At 55.0% G+C, this 16,418-nt stretch carries 16 protein-coding genes; 8 read left to right on the top strand and 8 right to left on the bottom strand.

Going from position 1 to position 16,418, the window contains the following annotated elements; genetic code table 11:
* Nucleotides 1-6 precede the first annotated feature (6 nt).
* The 5 genes from RHM55_RS25705 (at nucleotide 7) to RHM55_RS25685 (ending at nucleotide 6,098) form a co-directional block, all read left to right on the top strand.
* Nucleotides 7-1,044, top strand: a complete 1,038-nt coding sequence (locus RHM55_RS25705) for a permease (RefSeq protein ID WP_322178926.1) — start codon at nucleotides 7-9, stop codon at nucleotides 1,042-1,044.
* A 20-nt stretch (nucleotides 1,045-1,064) separates the two neighbouring features.
* The gene (locus tag RHM55_RS25700; protein ID WP_322178925.1) at nucleotides 1,065-1,301 is read left to right on the top strand and encodes a thioredoxin family protein; all 237 of its coding nucleotides are present in this window, start codon (nucleotides 1,065-1,067) and stop codon (nucleotides 1,299-1,301) included.
* A 131-nt stretch (nucleotides 1,302-1,432) separates the two neighbouring features.
* A complete protein-coding gene (locus tag RHM55_RS25695) occupies nucleotides 1,433-2,794 on the top strand; it encodes a hypothetical protein (protein WP_322178924.1) in 1,362 nt (453 codons plus the stop codon).
* A gap of 309 nt (nucleotides 2,795-3,103) precedes the next feature.
* Nucleotides 3,104-3,601, top strand: coding sequence for an arsenate reductase (azurin) small subunit (locus tag RHM55_RS25690; RefSeq protein WP_322178923.1), 498 nt, complete (start codon nucleotides 3,104-3,106; stop codon nucleotides 3,599-3,601).
* Nucleotides 3,602-3,614: 13 nt separating this feature from the next.
* A complete protein-coding gene (locus RHM55_RS25685; protein ID WP_322178922.1) occupies nucleotides 3,615-6,098 on the top strand; it encodes an arsenate reductase (azurin) large subunit in 2,484 nt (827 codons plus the stop codon).
* Nucleotides 6,099-6,120: 22 nt separating this feature from the next.
* On the opposite strand, the gene arsJ is transcribed toward RHM55_RS25685, so the two are convergent.
* From arsJ to RHM55_RS25660, 5 genes are all read right to left on the bottom strand, one after another.
* Nucleotides 6,121-7,341 carry an organoarsenical effux MFS transporter ArsJ gene (gene arsJ / locus RHM55_RS25680; protein ID WP_322178921.1) on the bottom strand — a complete coding sequence of 407 codons (1,221 nt, stop codon included), beginning with the start codon at nucleotides 7,339-7,341 and terminating at the stop codon, nucleotides 6,121-6,123.
* Nucleotides 7,342-7,353: 12 nt separating this feature from the next.
* A complete protein-coding gene (locus RHM55_RS25675) occupies nucleotides 7,354-8,358 on the bottom strand; it encodes an ArsJ-associated glyceraldehyde-3-phosphate dehydrogenase (protein WP_322178920.1) in 1,005 nt (334 codons plus the stop codon).
* A 90-nt stretch (nucleotides 8,359-8,448) separates the two neighbouring features.
* A complete protein-coding gene (gene arsH / locus RHM55_RS25670) occupies nucleotides 8,449-9,165 on the bottom strand; it encodes an arsenical resistance protein ArsH (protein WP_322178919.1) in 717 nt (238 codons plus the stop codon).
* Complete coding sequence (arsB, locus tag RHM55_RS25665) at nucleotides 9,158-10,231, bottom strand: ACR3 family arsenite efflux transporter (protein ID WP_322178918.1); 1,074 nt, start codon at nucleotides 10,229-10,231, stop codon at nucleotides 9,158-9,160. Before arsB ends, arsH begins: the two co-directional genes overlap by 8 nt.
* 78 nt (nucleotides 10,232-10,309) lie before the next feature.
* The gene (locus tag RHM55_RS25660; protein ID WP_322178917.1) at nucleotides 10,310-10,666 is read right to left on the bottom strand and encodes a metalloregulator ArsR/SmtB family transcription factor; all 357 of its coding nucleotides are present in this window, start codon (nucleotides 10,664-10,666) and stop codon (nucleotides 10,310-10,312) included.
* Nucleotides 10,667-10,842: 176 nt separating this feature from the next.
* Between RHM55_RS25660 and RHM55_RS25655 the strand changes: the two genes are divergently transcribed.
* Nucleotides 10,843-11,388, top strand: a complete 546-nt coding sequence (locus tag RHM55_RS25655) for a cytochrome b (protein WP_322178916.1) — start codon at nucleotides 10,843-10,845, stop codon at nucleotides 11,386-11,388.
* Between the two features lie 84 nt (nucleotides 11,389-11,472).
* The gene (locus tag RHM55_RS25650; RefSeq protein ID WP_322178915.1) at nucleotides 11,473-12,669 is read left to right on the top strand and encodes an MFS transporter; all 1,197 of its coding nucleotides are present in this window, start codon (nucleotides 11,473-11,475) and stop codon (nucleotides 12,667-12,669) included.
* A 120-nt stretch (nucleotides 12,670-12,789) separates the two neighbouring features.
* Here RHM55_RS25650 and RHM55_RS25645 read toward each other — a convergent pair whose 3' ends face one another.
* Both RHM55_RS25645 and RHM55_RS25640 read right to left on the bottom strand, forming a co-directional pair.
* On the bottom strand, nucleotides 12,790-13,044 hold the full coding sequence (locus tag RHM55_RS25645) for an Lpp/OprI family alanine-zipper lipoprotein (protein WP_322178914.1): 255 nt from the start codon (nucleotides 13,042-13,044) through the stop codon (nucleotides 12,790-12,792).
* A 202-nt stretch (nucleotides 13,045-13,246) separates the two neighbouring features.
* Nucleotides 13,247-14,161, bottom strand: coding sequence for a universal stress protein (locus tag RHM55_RS25640; protein WP_322178913.1), 915 nt, complete (start codon nucleotides 14,159-14,161; stop codon nucleotides 13,247-13,249).
* Nucleotides 14,162-14,707: 546 nt separating this feature from the next.
* Here RHM55_RS25640 and fnr point away from each other — a divergent pair.
* On the top strand, nucleotides 14,708-15,451 hold the full coding sequence (fnr, locus tag RHM55_RS25635) for a fumarate/nitrate reduction transcriptional regulator Fnr (protein ID WP_322178912.1): 744 nt from the start codon (nucleotides 14,708-14,710) through the stop codon (nucleotides 15,449-15,451).
* A 19-nt stretch (nucleotides 15,452-15,470) separates the two neighbouring features.
* Here fnr and RHM55_RS25630 read toward each other — a convergent pair whose 3' ends face one another.
* Nucleotides 15,471-16,379: a universal stress protein gene (locus RHM55_RS25630; protein ID WP_322178911.1), complete on the bottom strand. Its 909-nt coding sequence runs from the start codon at nucleotides 16,377-16,379 to the stop codon at nucleotides 15,471-15,473.
* Between the last annotated feature and the right edge of the window lie 39 nt (nucleotides 16,380-16,418).

The raw sequence follows: 16,418 nt of genomic DNA, 5'->3' as shown, positions 1-16,418 counted from the left end.
TTACACATGAATGAAATGATTGTGCGCTGGCCGCAGCGTAACCCCCGCCTTTTTCTGGTAGTGGCAGTGCTTGTTTGGTTCGGTTTGTATGAGGCCCTGATTCCAGTGTCGGAGGCTTTGGTCGCAGCGCTGCCCGTTGATCGTGACAGCCACTTGGGGGGCGCATTACAGTTTTTTCTCTATGACACGCCCAAGGTGCTGATGCTGCTGACCGGCATCGTGTTTTTGATGGGCATGATCAACTCCCACTTCACACCTGAACGCACCCGCGCAATGTTGGCGGGTCGAAGCGAGGGCATGGCCAATGTCATGGCGGCGTCTCTGGGTGTGTTTACCCCGTTTTGTTCCTGCTCTGCTGTGCCTCTGTTTATAGGTTTTGTTCAGGCAGGCGTGCCATTAGGGGTGACCTTCTCATTTCTGATTTCCGCCCCCATGGTGAATGAGGTCGCGTTGACCTTGCTGCTTGGCTTGTTCGGCTGGAAAGTTGCACTGCTGTACCTGAGTCTGGGTTTGTTTATTGCGATTGTTGCGGGCTGGGTCATTGGGCGCTTGAAAATGGAGGCCTATCTAGAGGACTGGGTTCGTGACATGCCCAAGGTCCACGCAACCGCTGGGGACACGAGCATGCCGCTGCATGAGCGGATAAATGCCGGGTTTGGCAGCGTGCGCGAAATCGTCGGGAAAGTATGGCCTTACATCCTTGCCGGTATCGCTATTGGCGCAGGTATTCATGGGTATGTGCCGGAAGACTTCATGGCCAGCTTCATGGGCAAAGAAGCGTGGTGGTCTGTCCCGCTCGCGGTGCTGATAGGCATACCAATGTATACAAATGCGGCGGGGATCATTCCTATTGTGCAGGCGCTACTCGCGAAAGGTGCGGCGCTGGGCACCGTCCTGGCCTTCATGATGAGTGTCATTGCGCTCTCCCTCCCAGAGATGGTGATTTTGCGCAAGGTGTTGAAGGTTCGCTTGATAGCCACATTTATTGGTGTCGTGGCCGTTGGCATTCTCATCGTTGGCTATGTCTTCAACTTAACTCTGTAAATCCACCCGTTGAGGTTTTTATGAAAGACATCAAAGTACTAGGTACCGGCTGTTCCAACTGTAAGTCGACGATAGCCATCATCGAGCAAGTCGCTAACGCTAAAGGCGTACCTGTGAAGCTGGAAAAAGTGGAAGAGCTGCGTGACATCATGAGCTATGGGGTTATGTCGACACCCAGCGTCGTCATTGATGGCAAGGTCGTTCATTCCGGTGGCATCCCGAGCCGAGATAAGGTCGAGCTGTGGCTTAGCGCCTAGACCGGGACGACATCATCGATATACACCGCCAATCTCAGCGACGAGCCGCCTGACTCTCGACCTCTCAGGCGCTGTCGACTCAGGGTAAGAGACCCGGTTCGATTGGCGCATGGGCCCATGCGGAGACGAAGATGCCTAAGCCAGTCATGCCAGTTATGCCCTTGTTCGATCACGATACGTCCTTCCTGTCGACGGCCGCCGCCGCTGCGTCCCTGGCCGGAATCTCGATAGAGACCCTCAACAGTCAGTGCTTCTGCATCAGCCTGGACACCAAGGCACTGCGTGAAGCGTTGGAGTCGACGCTCGGTCAACCCGGCCTGTTCGAGCTGGTACAGCAACGTTGCCCTTATCTGTTCGCCGGGCATCCAGTCTTTATCAACCCGGCCCATTTGGAGCGCATGGCGCAGGTCGTGCGGGCTGTCGAGTCGGTCATCGCGCTCCCGGCTTACCGCGAGGAAGTGCTGGCTCGTTCGCCCACTATTGCGCGACATGATCTTGGTGGGGCCAAGGGAGTGTTCTTCGGTTATGACTTCCATGTCACTGAGGGTGGTTTCGGCCTGATCGAGATCAACACCAATGCAGGTGGGGCCATGCTCAATGCAGCGCTGGCGCGAGCGCAACACGCGTGTTGCCCGGCCATAGAGCAATTGCTGCCACCCTCGGGCAGGGCCGAGACGCTTGAGGCAGGAATAATCGAGATGTTTCGCCATGAGTGGGCGCTGCACGGGCTGGATAGGCCGCTGCGCAGCATTGCGATTGTCGACGATGCTCCCGAGCAGCAGTATCTATACCCCGAATTTTTGCTGTTCCAGCAACTGTTCCAGCGCCATGGATTGGAAGCGGTGATAGTCGATCCCTCCGAGCTAAGTCTGAGAGGTGGTGCACTTCGGCATAACGAGTTGGTCATCGATATTGTCTATAACCGCCTGACCGACTTTGCTCTCGATGCGCCCGCCAATGCGACGTTGCGTCAAGCTTACCTTGAACGTGCCACGCTGCTCACGCCTCACCCACAAGCCCATGCCTTGTACGCGGACAAACGTAACCTGGCTTTGCTCTGCGATGCCCAATGGTTGCAGGCGTCGGGCCTGCCGCAAGCCACCCAAAACCTGCTACTCGCCAGCATTCCACATACTGAGGTGGTGACCCCGGAAAGTGCCGAACGCCTGTGGCGCGAGCGTCGACGGCTGTTCTTCAAGCCTTGTGCAGGATTCGGGAGTCGCGCCGCCTATCGCGGCGACAAGCTAACCCAGCGGGTGTGGCAGGAAATTCTTGCTGCCGATTACGTGGCCCAAGCCCTGGTTCTCCCTGGACTGCGGACCCTGTCGGCCACGATTCCGGCTCACGTGCTGAAATTTGACGTGCGCGACTATGCCTACAACGGCGTGGTGCAGTGGGTGGCGGCGCGCCTGTATCAAGGCCAGACCACCAACTTCCGGACGTTGGGCGGCGGTTTCGCCCCCGTATATCCAGGGCCCGCGCCAGAGGCCTAAGCATCGCAGACGCTTGATTGGGTCGTCAAAAATTGACGCACCTCCGGTAAATCGATGTGGTCGAGAACGCCGTCGAACAGCACATGCAGCGACTTGTACCCTCTGGCTGTGGCCGATTTGAATGAATCGGGGCGCATCGGTTGACATAGGAGCGTCAATTGGCTGCTTTTACGGGCAGCGCAACAATCGTTTTTTTATCCTATGCTGACTGGGGCAAAAATAAAAATCCGCTTACGACACAGACGAAGTCAACTGCATCGCAAGCGTCATGCGGAGGCAGAGATGATATCGATTTCCAGAAGAGTCTTCTTGAAGGTTGGAGGCGGGATTGCTGCGGGCGCAGTCATCGGAGTACCCCATTTTACCCAAGCGGCGGCAACCACGCCTGAGCCGCAGGTGATAGGGCGGGTCAACCTTCCCTACCCAATGAAAGCGATCATCAACGCGCAGAAATTACAGGTCAACACCCCTGTCTCGTTTTTCTATCCCGATGCCTCCTCACCTTGCGCATTGATCAAGATGGGCGCTCCCGTTCCGGGTGGCATTGGCCCGGAGCGCGACATCGTTGCCTACAGCACGCTATGCACGCACATGGGGTGCCCGGTCACCTATGACGCAGGGCCGCGGGTGTTTAAATGCCCGTGCCATTTCAGCATTTTCGATCCTGAAAATACGGGTCAAATGGTTTCCGGCCAGGCGACCGAGAATCTGCCCAGCATAGTGCTCGAATACAACTCCAATGACGATTCGGTACGTGCAGTGGCCGTCGAAGGGTTGATCTACGGGCGTCAGTCCAACCTCCTTTGATAAGAGGCTTAAAATGGCAACCAATAAAGATCGGATGGCGCTCCCCCCTCCAGAGGCCCAGAAAACCAACCTTGCCTGTCACTTCTGCATCGTGGGTTGTGGCTACCACGTCTACAAATGGCCAGAGAACCTGGAAGGTGGACGGGCACCCGATGAAAATGCGTTAGGGCTCGACTTTCGTAAACAGCTACCTCCTCTGGCTGTGATCATGACCCCTGCGATGCAGAACACGATCACTGACAAAGACGGCAAGCGTTACAACCTCATGATTGTGCCCGACAAGCAGTGCGACGTTAATAAAGGGCTCTCGTCCACGCGAGGCGGTCAACTGGCCAAGGTCATGTATAACTCCGACGGTGTGGGCAAGGAGCGTCTGCGCAGCCCACGGATTTATGTGGCTGACCAGTGGCTAGACACCAGCTGGGATGATGCGCTGGCACTTTATGCGGGCGTTACCAAGAAGATTCTTGATAATGACGGGCCAGCCGCCCTCGCCTTTGACTGCTTCGACCACGGAGGCGCCGGAGGAGGATTTGAGAATACCTGGGGCACCGGCAAGTTGATGTTCACGGCGCTGAAGACACCGCTGGTACGTATCCACAACCGCCCTGCTTATAACTCCGAGTGCCACGCCACACGCGAGATGGGCATTGGTGAACTCAATAACAGCTATGAAGACGCCGAGCTGGCTGACGTTATTATGGCCATCGGCTGCAATTCATACGAGACCCAAACCAACTACTTCCTGGCCCACTGGCTCCCCAATTTACAGGGGCAGACCGTCATCAAACGCAAACAGCGTTTTCCTGGGGAAACCGTTGCCCCGGCGAAAGTGATTTTTGTTGACCCGCGCAGGACGCCTACTATCGCTGTGGCCGAGCAAGCGGCAGGCAAGGACAACGTCCTTCACCTGGATATCGAACCGGGAACGGATATCGCTTTATTCAACGGTCTGTTGACCTACGTGGTTGAACAAAAATGGCATGACCAGGAGTTTATCTCGGCCCATACCAAAGGGTTTGACCAGACGCTTCAAGCCAATAGGTTATCGATTGAGGAAACCAGCCGTATCACCGGTGTTTCGGCGGACAAGCTCAAGCTTGCAGCCGAATGGGCCTACAAGCCCAAAGCTTCTGGCCACCGGCCACACACCATGCACGCCTACGAAAAAGGAATCATCTGGGGCAATGACAACTACCTGATCCAGTCTGCCTTGGTCGACTTGGTACTTGCGACTCATAACGTAGGACGTCGGGGTACCGGGGTGGTGCGCATGGGCGGCCACCAGGAAGGTTACACGCGCCCCCCTTATCCAGGCACCACCAAGATCTATGTGGATCAGGAGATCATCAATGGCAAGGGCATGATGTACACGGCATGGGGGGCCAATCCATTCCAGACCACCCTCAATGCAGAGCAACACCGTACCGTCATTCTGAAGCGCGCCAATATTGTTAGGGAGGCCATGGCGACGGTGCGCGGCGGCTCAACCGCGCAGAGGGTGGACGCGATCTACGATGCGGTGAAAAATAAAGGCGGTCTCTTTTTAGCCAATATCAACCTCTATCCCACCAAGCTGGCAGAAGCCGCGCATGTGATGCTGCCAGCAGCTCATCCGGGCGAGATAAATCTCACCTCGATGAATGGAGAGCGGAGGATGCGTCTGTCGCAAAAGTTCATGGATCCCCCCGGTTCAGCGAAAGCCGATTGCCTGATTGCGGCCGCTATCGCCAACACCCTTCGGCAGATGTATAGCGCCGAAGGAAAGCAGGACATGGCGGCGCGATTTGCGGGCTTCGACTGGAAAACAGAGGAAGATGCTTTCAATGACGGCTTTCGTATGGCCGGTCAGCCGGGCGTCGGCCCTATCGATAGTCAGGGCGGTAACACAGGCAATCTTGTCACCTACGAGCGACTGATTGCGATGGGTAACAATGGAGTCCAGCTACCCGTCAAGGAGTACCGGGATGGCAAACTGATCGGCACCGAAATGCTCTACACCGACTACACGTTCGACACGCCGGACGGTAAAGCCGAGTTCAAGCCAGCAACGTGGCCTGGGCTGCCAAAACCGGTCGCGGAGCAGAAGGAGAAATATAAGTTCTGGATCAACAATGGACGTATCAATGAGGTGTGGCAAACGCTCTATCACGACCAATACAACGAGTTCGTGAAGGCGCGCGTACCCATGGCGTATCTGGAAATCAACCCCGACGATGCAAAATCCTTGGCGATTGCATCCGGGGACGTGGTTGAAGTATTTAACGACTACGGCTCGTCTTACGCGCTGGCCTACCTGGAGCCTGATATAAAGCGGAATCAGACCTTTATGCAGTTCGGCCACTTCAACGGTGTTATGGGCGATTTAACCACGGCATGGACCGACCGAAACGTAGTGCCCTATTACAAAGGGACATGGGCAAATATCCGTCGTATCGGGAAAGTGGAGGCGTTTAAAGAGACGATCAGCTTCAAGTCGCGCAGATTCATGACGTAATGACGATTGTCCAGGCAGTGCTTCATATCGCCGTGGCATGCCTGGGCAAAGCAATGGAAATCAGCGCGGCGAGCAACACAAAAGCGCTCGATATCCACAAGCACGCACTCAACCCGTACATCTGGTAAATCCATCCGGAGAGCACGGTGCCGATCAACCGGCCCATCGCGTTGGACATGTAGTAAAAACCTACATCCAGTGAGACGCCGTCTTCCTTGGCGTAGGAGACGATCAGGTAACTGTGCAGCGATGAGTTCACGGCGAACAGGACGCCAAAGACCATCAGCCCACCCAAGAGAACGACGTGCTCGGACAACCCAGTGTTCAACCCCAAGGCAATAGCCCCTGGCAGAAGCGCCAGCGGAAGTGCCCAGAGAAAAGCCGCTCGACCATCAGGCACACGCCCGTTTTTCTTGCCCGTAATGCTGGGCGCGAACGACTGCACTATGCCGTAGCCGATCACCCACGCAGCAAGAAAACCACCGACTTTCCAGACGTCCCAGCCAAAGGCTGTACTGAGATAGACCGGCAATGCGACGACAAACCAGACATCCCGAGCGCCAAACAAAAACATCCGTGCTGCCGACAGGATGTTGATCGCACGGCTCTTGGAAAGGATCTCCCGGAACTTGGGTTTGGCTTTGGCTTTGCCCAGGTCCTTCTTGAGCAAGATCAGACTGCTGATCCAGATCAGCCCCAATACGATGGCCATGGCCAGCACGGCGCCCTTGAATCCGATGGCAGCCAGCAGTGCACCGCCCAGAAAGAAACCGACGCCCTTGAGCGCATTTTTCGAGCCGGTTAGGATCGCGATCCACTGGTACAGCTTGCGTTGTTGTCCATCGGGCACCAGCAGCTTGATCGAGCTTTTGGCACTCATCTTGTTCAGATCTTTGGCGATCCCCGACAACGCCTGGGCGCCCATTACCCAAGGAATCGTCAGCCAGACCGAGGGCACTGTCAGCATCAGCAGTGCCACGACCTGAATGGCCAAACCAATATTCATGGTCCGGTTCAGGCCCAAGCGGGCCCCAAGGTAGCCACCCACGAGGTTGGTGACCACGCCAAAGAACTCATAAAACAAAAACAGCGCCGCAATCTGAAGCGGGCTGTAGCCCAATGCGTGAAAGTGCAGTACCACCAACATGCGCAACGCACCATCGGTGAGGGTGAAGGCCCAGTAATTACCCGTGACGAGCAGGTACTGCCGCACTTCTGGAGCAAGGGCTGACAACGCGTTCATGATGATTCCCTGTCAGACGGCCAGACCGACCATTTTTGCCAGTTCGACCGTACGGTTGGCATAGCCCCATTCGTTGTCGTACCACGCGTAGATTTTTACCTGAGTGCCATTGATGACCATGGTCGACAACGCATCGATAATTGAAGAGCGCGGATCGGTACGGTAGTCGATGGACACCAGCGGACGCTCCTCATAGCCGAGAATGTCTTTCAATTCATTCTCGGAAGCGTCTTTCAGCAGTTGATTAACTTCCTCTGCAGTCGTGGCGCGTTCAACTTCAAACACACAGTCAGTCAGCGAGGCGTTGGCCAACGGAACACGCACGGCGTGACCATTCAGACGCCCGCGCAATTCCGGGAAAATTTCGGCGATGGCCGTGGCCGAGCCGGTGCTGGTCGGAATCAAGCTCATACCGGAAGCACGCGCACGGCGTAGATCCTTGTGCGGCTGATCGAGGATGCTCTGGGTGTTGGTCAGGTCATGAATGGTGGTGATCGAACCATGACGAATCCTCAGCTTTTCGTGGATCACTTTGACCACCGGAGCCAGGCAGTTAGTGGTGCACGAAGCGGCAGTCACAATGCGATGTTGCGCAGAGTTGAACAGGTGGTGATTGACCCCCATCACAATGTTCAACGCCCCGCTCTCCTTCACCGGAGCGCTGACCACAACGCGCTTCACGCCTTGGTCAAGATAGCCCTGGAGAACCGCAACCGTCTTCATTTTGCCGCTGGCTTCGATCACCAGATCGCAGCCCGACCAGTCGGTATCGGCGATTGCCCTATTGGCACTGACCTTGATCCGCTTGCCGTCGATGACAATGCACTCGCCTTCGGAGTCGGCCTGATACTGCCAGCGGCCATGCACGGAGTCGAAGTTGAGCAGGTGCGCATGGGTCGCTGCATCACCGGCCGGGTCATTGATCTGCACGAATTCAAACTCTGGCCAGCGCCAGGCTGCTCGCAGCGCGAGGCGACCGATCCGACCGAAACCATTGATGCCAACTTTGATAGCCATGTCTTTGTTCCTCGTCTCTGCTGTCAGTGGGAGTCCGACCTACGCGCGCCGGACAGGCCAAACATCGGTTATTACACGGTGAAACTGTCCTCAGATAGAACGCTGATTAACCCGGTCCATGAGTGCTTCCGCCGATTCTTTGCGCTCGGAATAACGATCGACCAGATAGTCCTGGCGGTCGCGCAGCAGCAATGTGAACTTCACCAATTCTTCCATCACGTCGACGACCCGGTCATAGAAAGGAGAGGGTTTCATCCGACCGTGCTCGTCGAACTCCAGATAGGCCTTCGGTACGGACGATTGATTGGGGATGGTGAACATCCGCATCCAGCGCCCGAGTACCCGCAGTTGATTGACCACGTTGAACGACTGCGACCCGCCACACACCTGCATGACCGCCAGGGTTTTACCCTGGGTCGGGCGGACTGCGCCCATGGCCAACGGCACCCAGTCGATCTGTGCCTTGAACACGGCGCTCATCGAGCCGTGACGCTCGGGTGAGCACCACACTTGCCCTTCCGACCACAGCATCAGCTCGCGCAGCTGTTGAACCTGCGGATGGTCATCGGCGACGTCATCGGGCAATGGCAAGCCTGACGGATTGAAAATCCGTGTTTCGGCGCCCATGCATTGCAGCAGGCGAGCCGCTTCCTCTACCAGCAAGCGGCTGAAGGAGCGCTCACGCGTCGATCCATACAGCAGCAGGATGCGTGGTTTATGGGTGGACTTCAGTTCGATCCCCAGTTTGTCTGCCGAAGGTAATTCAACCAGTTCGACGTCGAGTTGGGGGATGTGGTCGTCATACATAGTCGTTGTCCTGCGCAACTGCGCTCTTGGATTCATCGAACCAGCGGCGTTTAAGCCACAGCGCTACACCCACTAAAGAAATCAGCACCGGTACTTCCACCAGCGGACCAATCACCGTGGCGAAAGCGACCGGGGACGCCAGGCCGAAGGTAGCGATGGCCACCGCAATCGCGAGTTCGAAGTTGTTGCTCGCAGCAGTAAAAGCCAGAGCCGTGGTACGCGGATAATCCGCCTTGAGCAGCTTGCCCATGCAGAAACTAAGGAAGAACATCACGACGAAGTAGATCGTCAGCGGGATCGCGATGCGCAATACATCCAATGGCAGTTGCAGCACCTTGTCGCCCTTGAGGCTGAACATGGCGACGATGGTCAATAGCAATGCCACCAGGGTCAGCGGGCTGATCTTAGGAATGAAGCGCTCTTGATACCAGTCGTTTCCTTTACGGGCGATCAGGATCTTTCGGGTCAGAAAACCGGCCATGAATGGCACACCCAGGTAGATCAGAACTGACCCGGCGATGCTGATGAAGCTGGTCTCGATAACGCTGCCTTCCAGTCCAAACAGTGGCGGCAATAGCCCCAGGAAAATCCAGGCGTACAGGCTGAAAAACAATATCTGGAAGATGCTGTTGAACGCTACCAACCCGGCGACATATTGATTATTGCCTCCCGCGATCTGATTCCAGACCAGCACCATGGCAATGCAACGGGCGAGGCCGATGAGGATCAATCCGGTCATGTATTCCGGCTTGTCGCTCAGGAAGACAATCGCCAAAACGAACATCAATATCGGCCCGATGACCCAGTTCTGGATCAGAGACAACGCAAGGATGCGCTTGTCTTTGAAGACCTCTGGCAGCTCCTCATAACGAACCTTGGCCAGGGGCGGATACATCATCACGATCAAACCGATGGCGATCGGGATGTTGGTGCTACCCACAGAGAGACTGTTGAGCCACTGCGGCCAGCCTTCGAACAGGCTTCCCAGCCCGATGCCGAACGCCATGGCCAAGAAAATCCACAAGGTCAGGTAGCGGTCCAGAAAGGAAAGGCGGCTTTTGCTCATGTTCATATCTCCTGTTGTCAGAGCGTACCGACCAGGGCTAGCTCGGCCTTGAGCTGCTCGGCGCTCAACGTGGCTGGATCAGCAGCAGGCTGCGGCGCGCGCCGGGCGGTCGCCCATTTCATCAAGACGTTTCGCGTCAGGGCTCAACCAGTGTTTGTTGGCCTCCAATACGGTGGTCAGAACGCCATGCACCCAATCAGGCAGGTTCGGGTGCAGGCGGTAATACACCCATTGACCTTGCCGACGATCTGCCAGAAGTCCGCAATTGCGCAGTTGCGCCAAGTGCCGGGATACCTTGGGCTGACTCTCGTTGAGCGCGCAGGTCAGCTCGCAGACACAGAGTTCACCCTCATGGGCAACCAGCAGCATCATGCGCACTCGATTGTCGTCAGCCAGGCATTTAAAAACGGCGGTGGGTGTCAGAGGATCGGTCATGACGGGGTTTCAGCTCATATACGGTTTTTCGAATATATGTTTTTCCATATGTGAAGTAAAGGAAAAACAGCGTGATCCCCTTCCGTTAAACACGCACCGCGTTCAGTTTGGTTTAAGCTTTGAGCCTCAGAATAATCGTCACTTACCAAGTACCACGGCACAACAAGGACATCGTTATGGGCTGGAAAAACACAAAACAACGTTATGGCATTCTCTCCATCGGGCTGCATTGGCTGATGCTGGCCTTGATCATCGGCGTCTACGCCTGTATTGAACTAAAAGGGAACTTCCCCAAAGGCAGCGACTTTCGTGAGTTGCTCAAGCAATGGCACTTCATGCTGGGTCTGGCAATCTTCGCACTGGTGTGGCTACGTCTTCTGGCCCGCTTGATTGCGCCGACACCTACCGTCGTACCCGCCCTCCCGCAGTGGCAGGCAATCCCCGCCAAGCTGATGCATCTCGCCCTGTATGCGCTAATGATAGGCGCGCCGCTCGCCGGTTGGCTGGTACTGAGTGCGGCCGGCAAACCTGTTCCCTTCTTCGGAATTGAACTGCCGCCCCTGATCGGCACGAATGAGGCGCTGGCTAAATCAATTAAAGAATGGCATGAACTGGCCGGAACAACCGGCTATTGGCTGATAGGCCTGCACGCAGCGGCCGGCCTGTTTCACCATTACATAAGTCGCGACAATACCCTGACCCGCATGTTGCCTGGGCGGTAAGCTCTACCCGGTACCCGCAGGCTGTCGAGCGACATGCACGATCAGCACTGCGGGAAATCGGCTGACCCTCCTGGAATCTGACCTATGCCCGAGACGGTAACCACCCGCAACATCCCACGTACGGTCTGGGCACTGGGGTTCGTCAGTCTGTTCATGGACTTGTCGTCAGAAATGGTTCATGCGCTGCTGCCGGTATTTTTGGTCGGCACGCTCGGCGTCAGCATGATCACGCTAGGTTTTATCGAGGGCGTTGCGGAAGCTACGGCCCTGATCGTGAAAGTTTTTTCCGGCGCGATCAGTGACTACTTCGGTAAACGCAAGAGCCTCTTGCTGGTGGGCTATGGGCTTGCAGCACTCACCAAGCCACTCTTCCCCCTGGCTCATTCCGCAGAAATGGTATTTACCGCACGCTTTCTGGACCGGATTGGCAAAGGGATCCGCGGAGCGCCACGCGATGCTCTGGTCGCCGATATATCACCACCAGAGATCCGTGGCGCGTGCTTCGGCTTACGTCAGTCCATGGACACCGTAGGGGCCTTTTTTGGACCTGCAGTGGCCATCGGCCTGATGTTTATATTCAGTGGAGATATTCCTCTCGTCTTATGGATCGCCGTGATACCCGCGCTGGTAGCCGTCAGCCTGATTTTTGTTGGCGTCAATGAACCTGCACACGAGCAGCGAACTCAGCACTTTCGGTCGCCGATACGCCTACAGCTGCTCTACAGCTTTTCGCCAGCGTATTGGCGGGTGGTGATTGTGGGAGCACTGTTCACCCTGGCGCGCTTTAGCGAGGCATTTCTGGTATTGCGCGGCCAGCAAGCAGGACTCTCCGCGACCTGGGTACCCATCGTGATGGTGGTGATGGCTTTGTTCTACACACTTTCTGCCTACCCCGCGGGGAAACTCTCTGACCGAGTCAGCCGCAAAGCGCTTCTCGGCGTGGGTCTGATATTGCTTATCCTGTCCGATCTCGTGCTAGCCAACGCAGAATCCATCACAATGCTGATGCTCGGCGTTACATTGTGGGGGCTTCATATGGGATTCAGTGAGGGGCTGCTGGCCGCTCTTGTGGCCGACACGACACCGGAAGGGCTCAAAGGAACCGCCTTTGGGGTTTTCAATCTGGTGAGTGGTTTCTCCATGCTCCTGGCAAGTGCTCTTGCAGGTCTGCTGTGGCAAACCTATGGATCAGCAATGACCTTCTATGCCGGTGCTGCTATTTCTGCAGTCGCGTTCATACTTCTGTTGATGCAGCGTCAGGGTAACGATCACATGAAGTAAGCACCGCGTATTGCGACACAGGACATCGCAACGAAACGTGTCGGCTCTGGGCGGAGCGTATCCCCCACTTTCGAGCCGACTCAGGCAAACAATCAACGCTAATCCCAGCGTATTTATTTGCTATTTGCGCGTGGCTTTTTGGAGCATACGGCTGGCACTCTCATTGGCCTTGTCGGCAGTTTGTTGAGCCTGGTTAGCGGCTGAAAGCGCTTGCTCCGCCTTGGAGTAAGCATCATCAGCTCTGACCCGGGCTGCGGCAGCCGAGTTTTCAGCCCCCGTCAATCTCGCGTCAAACTCCTTGGCTTTTTGATTGCTGCAACCCGCCGCCATGGCCAGGACCAATATCAGTGGAACAGTCAGAGTCAGGTTTCTCATTTTTAACCTCTCACATTACGGCATCGTTAATAAAAATTGACTACCTGTTTAGCGACACGAAGAAGTACGGATCACCCCCCCGCTTCGCACCCGCCTGCACAGTGTGAATTGTATATCCATGCCCAGTTTGATCTGCGTCAAACTCGCAACAAACGACTTGATCCTGAGCCTTTAAATTCACCCAGATACTCAGTCTATGTCGCTACTCAAGCGGTGACGGCTTGATCGCCAACAGACTGCTGTGCATGTGATAAACCACTTGTTCGGCGGTGCTACCCAAGAGTTTGCTCAACCCTCTACGGTGCACCGTGCCCAGCACGACAACATCAATATTTTCTTCTTCAGCATAAGCAGTAATGACTTTCGCCGGAACACCCATGATGAAGTGGCGGCACTCTGGCGGCACCCGATATCGATCAGCCAATTCAGTAAACGCTTTTCCTTCAGCCTCATACACCGCTTCGCCCATGCCCGCTGAAAACAATGTCGAACCCATGCCCTCCGACGCATACATATATGACAGGTCATACGCGTAAAGCAGATGCAGTTCAGCATTGCACTGTGCCGCCAACTTCTCTGCCGCCAGGATAATCTGATCATTAAACTGTTCGAACTGCTCTTCCGGCTTAAACGGATCTACCGCGGCCAGAATTTTTCTCGGCGTGGCGTGCTGGACGTTCGCAACAAGGTGCACGGAGGATGAACAGTCCCTCAATAAACGCAGGTCCAGAGGTGTAAACAAGGTACGCATCAGCAGAGATTCATGCTCGAGGTCTTTGATAAGCATGGAAGGGTTTAACTCTTTGACGTGGCGCAAAATCTCCTCCAGCGGACGCTGGACCCACACCACTTCCGTTGTTACCACTATTTTGAGATTGCGCAGGGAAACAGCTTGCTCTTCAAGCCACTGACGATGCCGCAGTAAGTAACCCTCGCGCATTTCAGAGAGCGCTTGTTCATTGACCAGGCCAGCCGTTGCCAAGCCTTCAACATAGTCAAAGGCCACGATATGCAAGGGAACCCCTTTAGCTTTAGCCAGTGCTGCCGCTCGGTCAAAAGCCGGAGTTCGGTGCATCAAGGGTGAAGCCACTAACAATAAACGCTCAGAGTCCGACATGTAACACCTCCACTTACGGAAAGGGTCAACGGCTGGGGAGAATAGGTGACCTCCTCCCGACAGGGTCTATGTGTTTCACATTCTTGACGATCAAGCGGCCCACACATTGATCTACATCAGAGCCACTCTGCCAGAACCCAAATGCGTTAGATCAACGCGCGATAAAAAACCTGCCCATCACAATCTTTATTGAATAACCACCTCTAACCAAAAAAAAATGATGGTGCGAAAAAATGGCGTTATGCTTGCGCACATGCGCAAGGAAATCCCCATCAAGATGTAACTTCTACTTAACAATTTTACGCACGCTTTCCATAAGCCGTTAGTTGGCAACCCGCAAAACAATCCACCTTGATTTAAAATATAAAATAGGCCACTCATTTGAGTGTGAGTGCGCGATAGTTATTCCCTGACAGGGAATTCCATACAACAAAAAATGCTAATAAAGTCCTCCCTGCTTCGCCCGCCATTCATCTATAACTGATCACTCGCTCTGTCATGAAGCGGGTCCATTGGCTACGCTGAAAAAACAACAGGAGATCTCTCATGACGCTTCCGGTAATGCTTAGCCCTGTGCAACAAATAAAGGCTGCCTGTTCAGGGTGCGGTGTGCGAGGGCTGTGTTTATCTGCTGGCCTGAACAGTTCAGAAGTCGATCTTCTGTCCACCCTCATTCAGCAACGGGTCAAAATCAAAAAAGGCGAGACGCTGTATCATGCGGGGGATCCTTTGCGTTCGCTGTATGCCGTCCGGTATGGATTTTTCAAGACGACCGTCATTTCGGAGGATGGCCGCGAACAGCTGACAGGCTTTCAAATGGCGGGAGAAATGCTGGGCATAGACGCCATCAGCAATGACCGACATGTGTGTAATGCAATCGCACTGGAAGACAGCGAAGCGTGCCCGATTCATTTCATGCAACTGGAACGACTGTCTCATGAGTTGCCTTCGCTTCAACACAACCTGCACAGGCTGCTGAGTCGAGAAATAGTCCGTGATCATGAAATGCTTTTGTTATTGGGAAACCTCAATGCTGATGAGCGTCTAGCCGCTTTTTTGCTGAATTTGTCGCATCGAATGGTCACGCGCGGCTATTCATCCAAAGCGTTCGTCCTGAGAATGACCCGGGAAGATATCGGGTCTTATCTTGGTTTGCGCCTGGAAACAGTCTGCCGGGCTATTGCGCGCCTTCGTGAACTTGAGATTGTGCGCATTTCGGGCAGAGCCGTAGAGATCCTTGATTTAGCAGCCTTACATTCGCTGGTGTCAGGGTGCCGCCGAGCTGATTGAGAGTAGACCCCGCCCTTATCTATGCCTTGACCACAAGAACACTGCAGGGGGCGTGTTGGAGAATATTCTCCGCGGTGTCGCCCAACACCAAGTCCAGATTGTGATGAGGACGTGTGCCCATCACCAGTACATCAACCGCGTTATCGGCCGCGAACTTTTTGATGGCCGGGAGCGGAGTCCCTTTCAGGTAATAAGCGTTCTCCTTCGCGATACCATAGTATTCCGCCAGCGCAACAAACGCTTCAAGGTGCGCATCACCAAGCGCATCGACAAAGTCTGCTTCGATGGGCATCGCCCCCATGATCGTAAAGCCTGAAGCATAGACAGCGGCCCCATCGAAGACATACAGCATCTGTAGAACGCCATCGCACTGTGTTGCCAATCGGGAAGCCGTTTCGATAATGATGTCGTTGAGCTGAAGGTCTGCATCAGCAGAACGAAAAAGATTAACCGCCGCCACTATTTTGTGCGGTAACGGGTTTGCCGAATCGATCACCACGTGGACTGGCACAGGGCAATCACGCAGTAGCTGCCAGTCCAGCGGTGTAAAAAAAATGCGTTTGAGCGTTGATTCCTGGTGAACATCCTTTATCACCATCTCCGCTTGTTGGGTGTCGACATATTGCCGAATTTCGTCAACGACATGCTGCGTCCAGAACAGTTGGGTGGTGACCTCAAGCCCGTTTTTTCTCTCATATTCGGCCTCTTGCTCTAACCAGTGGCGATGCATCTGCAAGTAGCCCTCACGCAGTTCCGCCATGGCCCCTTGGTTGAAAACCCCAACGATTGCGAGCGTTTCCATATAATCAAACGCAACGATATGGAGTGCGGCGTTACTGACCTTTGCCAATGCCACCGCGCGCTCAAATGCAGAAGTACGATGCATTTGCGGGGAAGCGATCAACAGTAGATGCTGGAAATTTGCCATAGCGTTCTCCGCAATTCGGGCAGGGTTCAATGTTGAACG

Origin of the sequence: Pseudomonas sp. MH9.2 (assembly GCF_034353875.1) — a bacterium.
Classification (GTDB): domain Bacteria; phylum Pseudomonadota; class Gammaproteobacteria; order Pseudomonadales; family Pseudomonadaceae; genus Aquipseudomonas.
Note: the sequence above shows the minus strand (reverse complement) of the source record. Positions and strands in the feature narration are given on the sequence as shown.

Excerpts from the sequence above, each read along its gene's own strand:
- fnr (WP_322178912.1), top strand. The coding sequence starts at position 14,708 with ATGACGCTTCCGGTAATGCTTAGCCCTGTGCAACAAATAAAGGCTGCC.
- RHM55_RS25640 (WP_322178913.1), bottom strand. The coding sequence starts at position 14,161 with ATGTCGGACTCTGAGCGTTTATTGTTAGTGGCTTCACCCTTGATGCAC.
- RHM55_RS25650 (WP_322178915.1), top strand. The coding sequence starts at position 11,473 with ATGCCCGAGACGGTAACCACCCGCAACATCCCACGTACGGTCTGGGCA.
- RHM55_RS25675 (WP_322178920.1), bottom strand. The coding sequence starts at position 8,358 with ATGGCTATCAAAGTTGGCATCAATGGTTTCGGTCGGATCGGTCGCCTC.
- arsH (WP_322178919.1), bottom strand. The coding sequence starts at position 9,165 with ATGTATGACGACCACATCCCCCAACTCGACGTCGAACTGGTTGAATTA.
- RHM55_RS25630 (WP_322178911.1), bottom strand. The coding sequence starts at position 16,379 with ATGGCAAATTTCCAGCATCTACTGTTGATCGCTTCCCCGCAAATGCAT.
- arsJ (WP_322178921.1), bottom strand. The coding sequence starts at position 7,341 with ATGAACGCGTTGTCAGCCCTTGCTCCAGAAGTGCGGCAGTACCTGCTC.
- RHM55_RS25685 (WP_322178922.1), top strand. The coding sequence starts at position 3,615 with ATGGCAACCAATAAAGATCGGATGGCGCTCCCCCCTCCAGAGGCCCAG.
- RHM55_RS25695 (WP_322178924.1), top strand. The coding sequence starts at position 1,433 with ATGCCTAAGCCAGTCATGCCAGTTATGCCCTTGTTCGATCACGATACG.
- RHM55_RS25655 (WP_322178916.1), top strand. The coding sequence starts at position 10,843 with ATGGGCTGGAAAAACACAAAACAACGTTATGGCATTCTCTCCATCGGG.
- arsB (WP_322178918.1), bottom strand. The coding sequence starts at position 10,231 with ATGAGCAAAAGCCGCCTTTCCTTTCTGGACCGCTACCTGACCTTGTGG.
- RHM55_RS25645 (WP_322178914.1), bottom strand. The coding sequence starts at position 13,044 with ATGAGAAACCTGACTCTGACTGTTCCACTGATATTGGTCCTGGCCATG.
- RHM55_RS25700 (WP_322178925.1), top strand. The coding sequence starts at position 1,065 with ATGAAAGACATCAAAGTACTAGGTACCGGCTGTTCCAACTGTAAGTCG.
- RHM55_RS25660 (WP_322178917.1), bottom strand. The coding sequence starts at position 10,666 with ATGACCGATCCTCTGACACCCACCGCCGTTTTTAAATGCCTGGCTGAC.
- RHM55_RS25705 (WP_322178926.1), top strand. The coding sequence starts at position 7 with ATGAATGAAATGATTGTGCGCTGGCCGCAGCGTAACCCCCGCCTTTTT.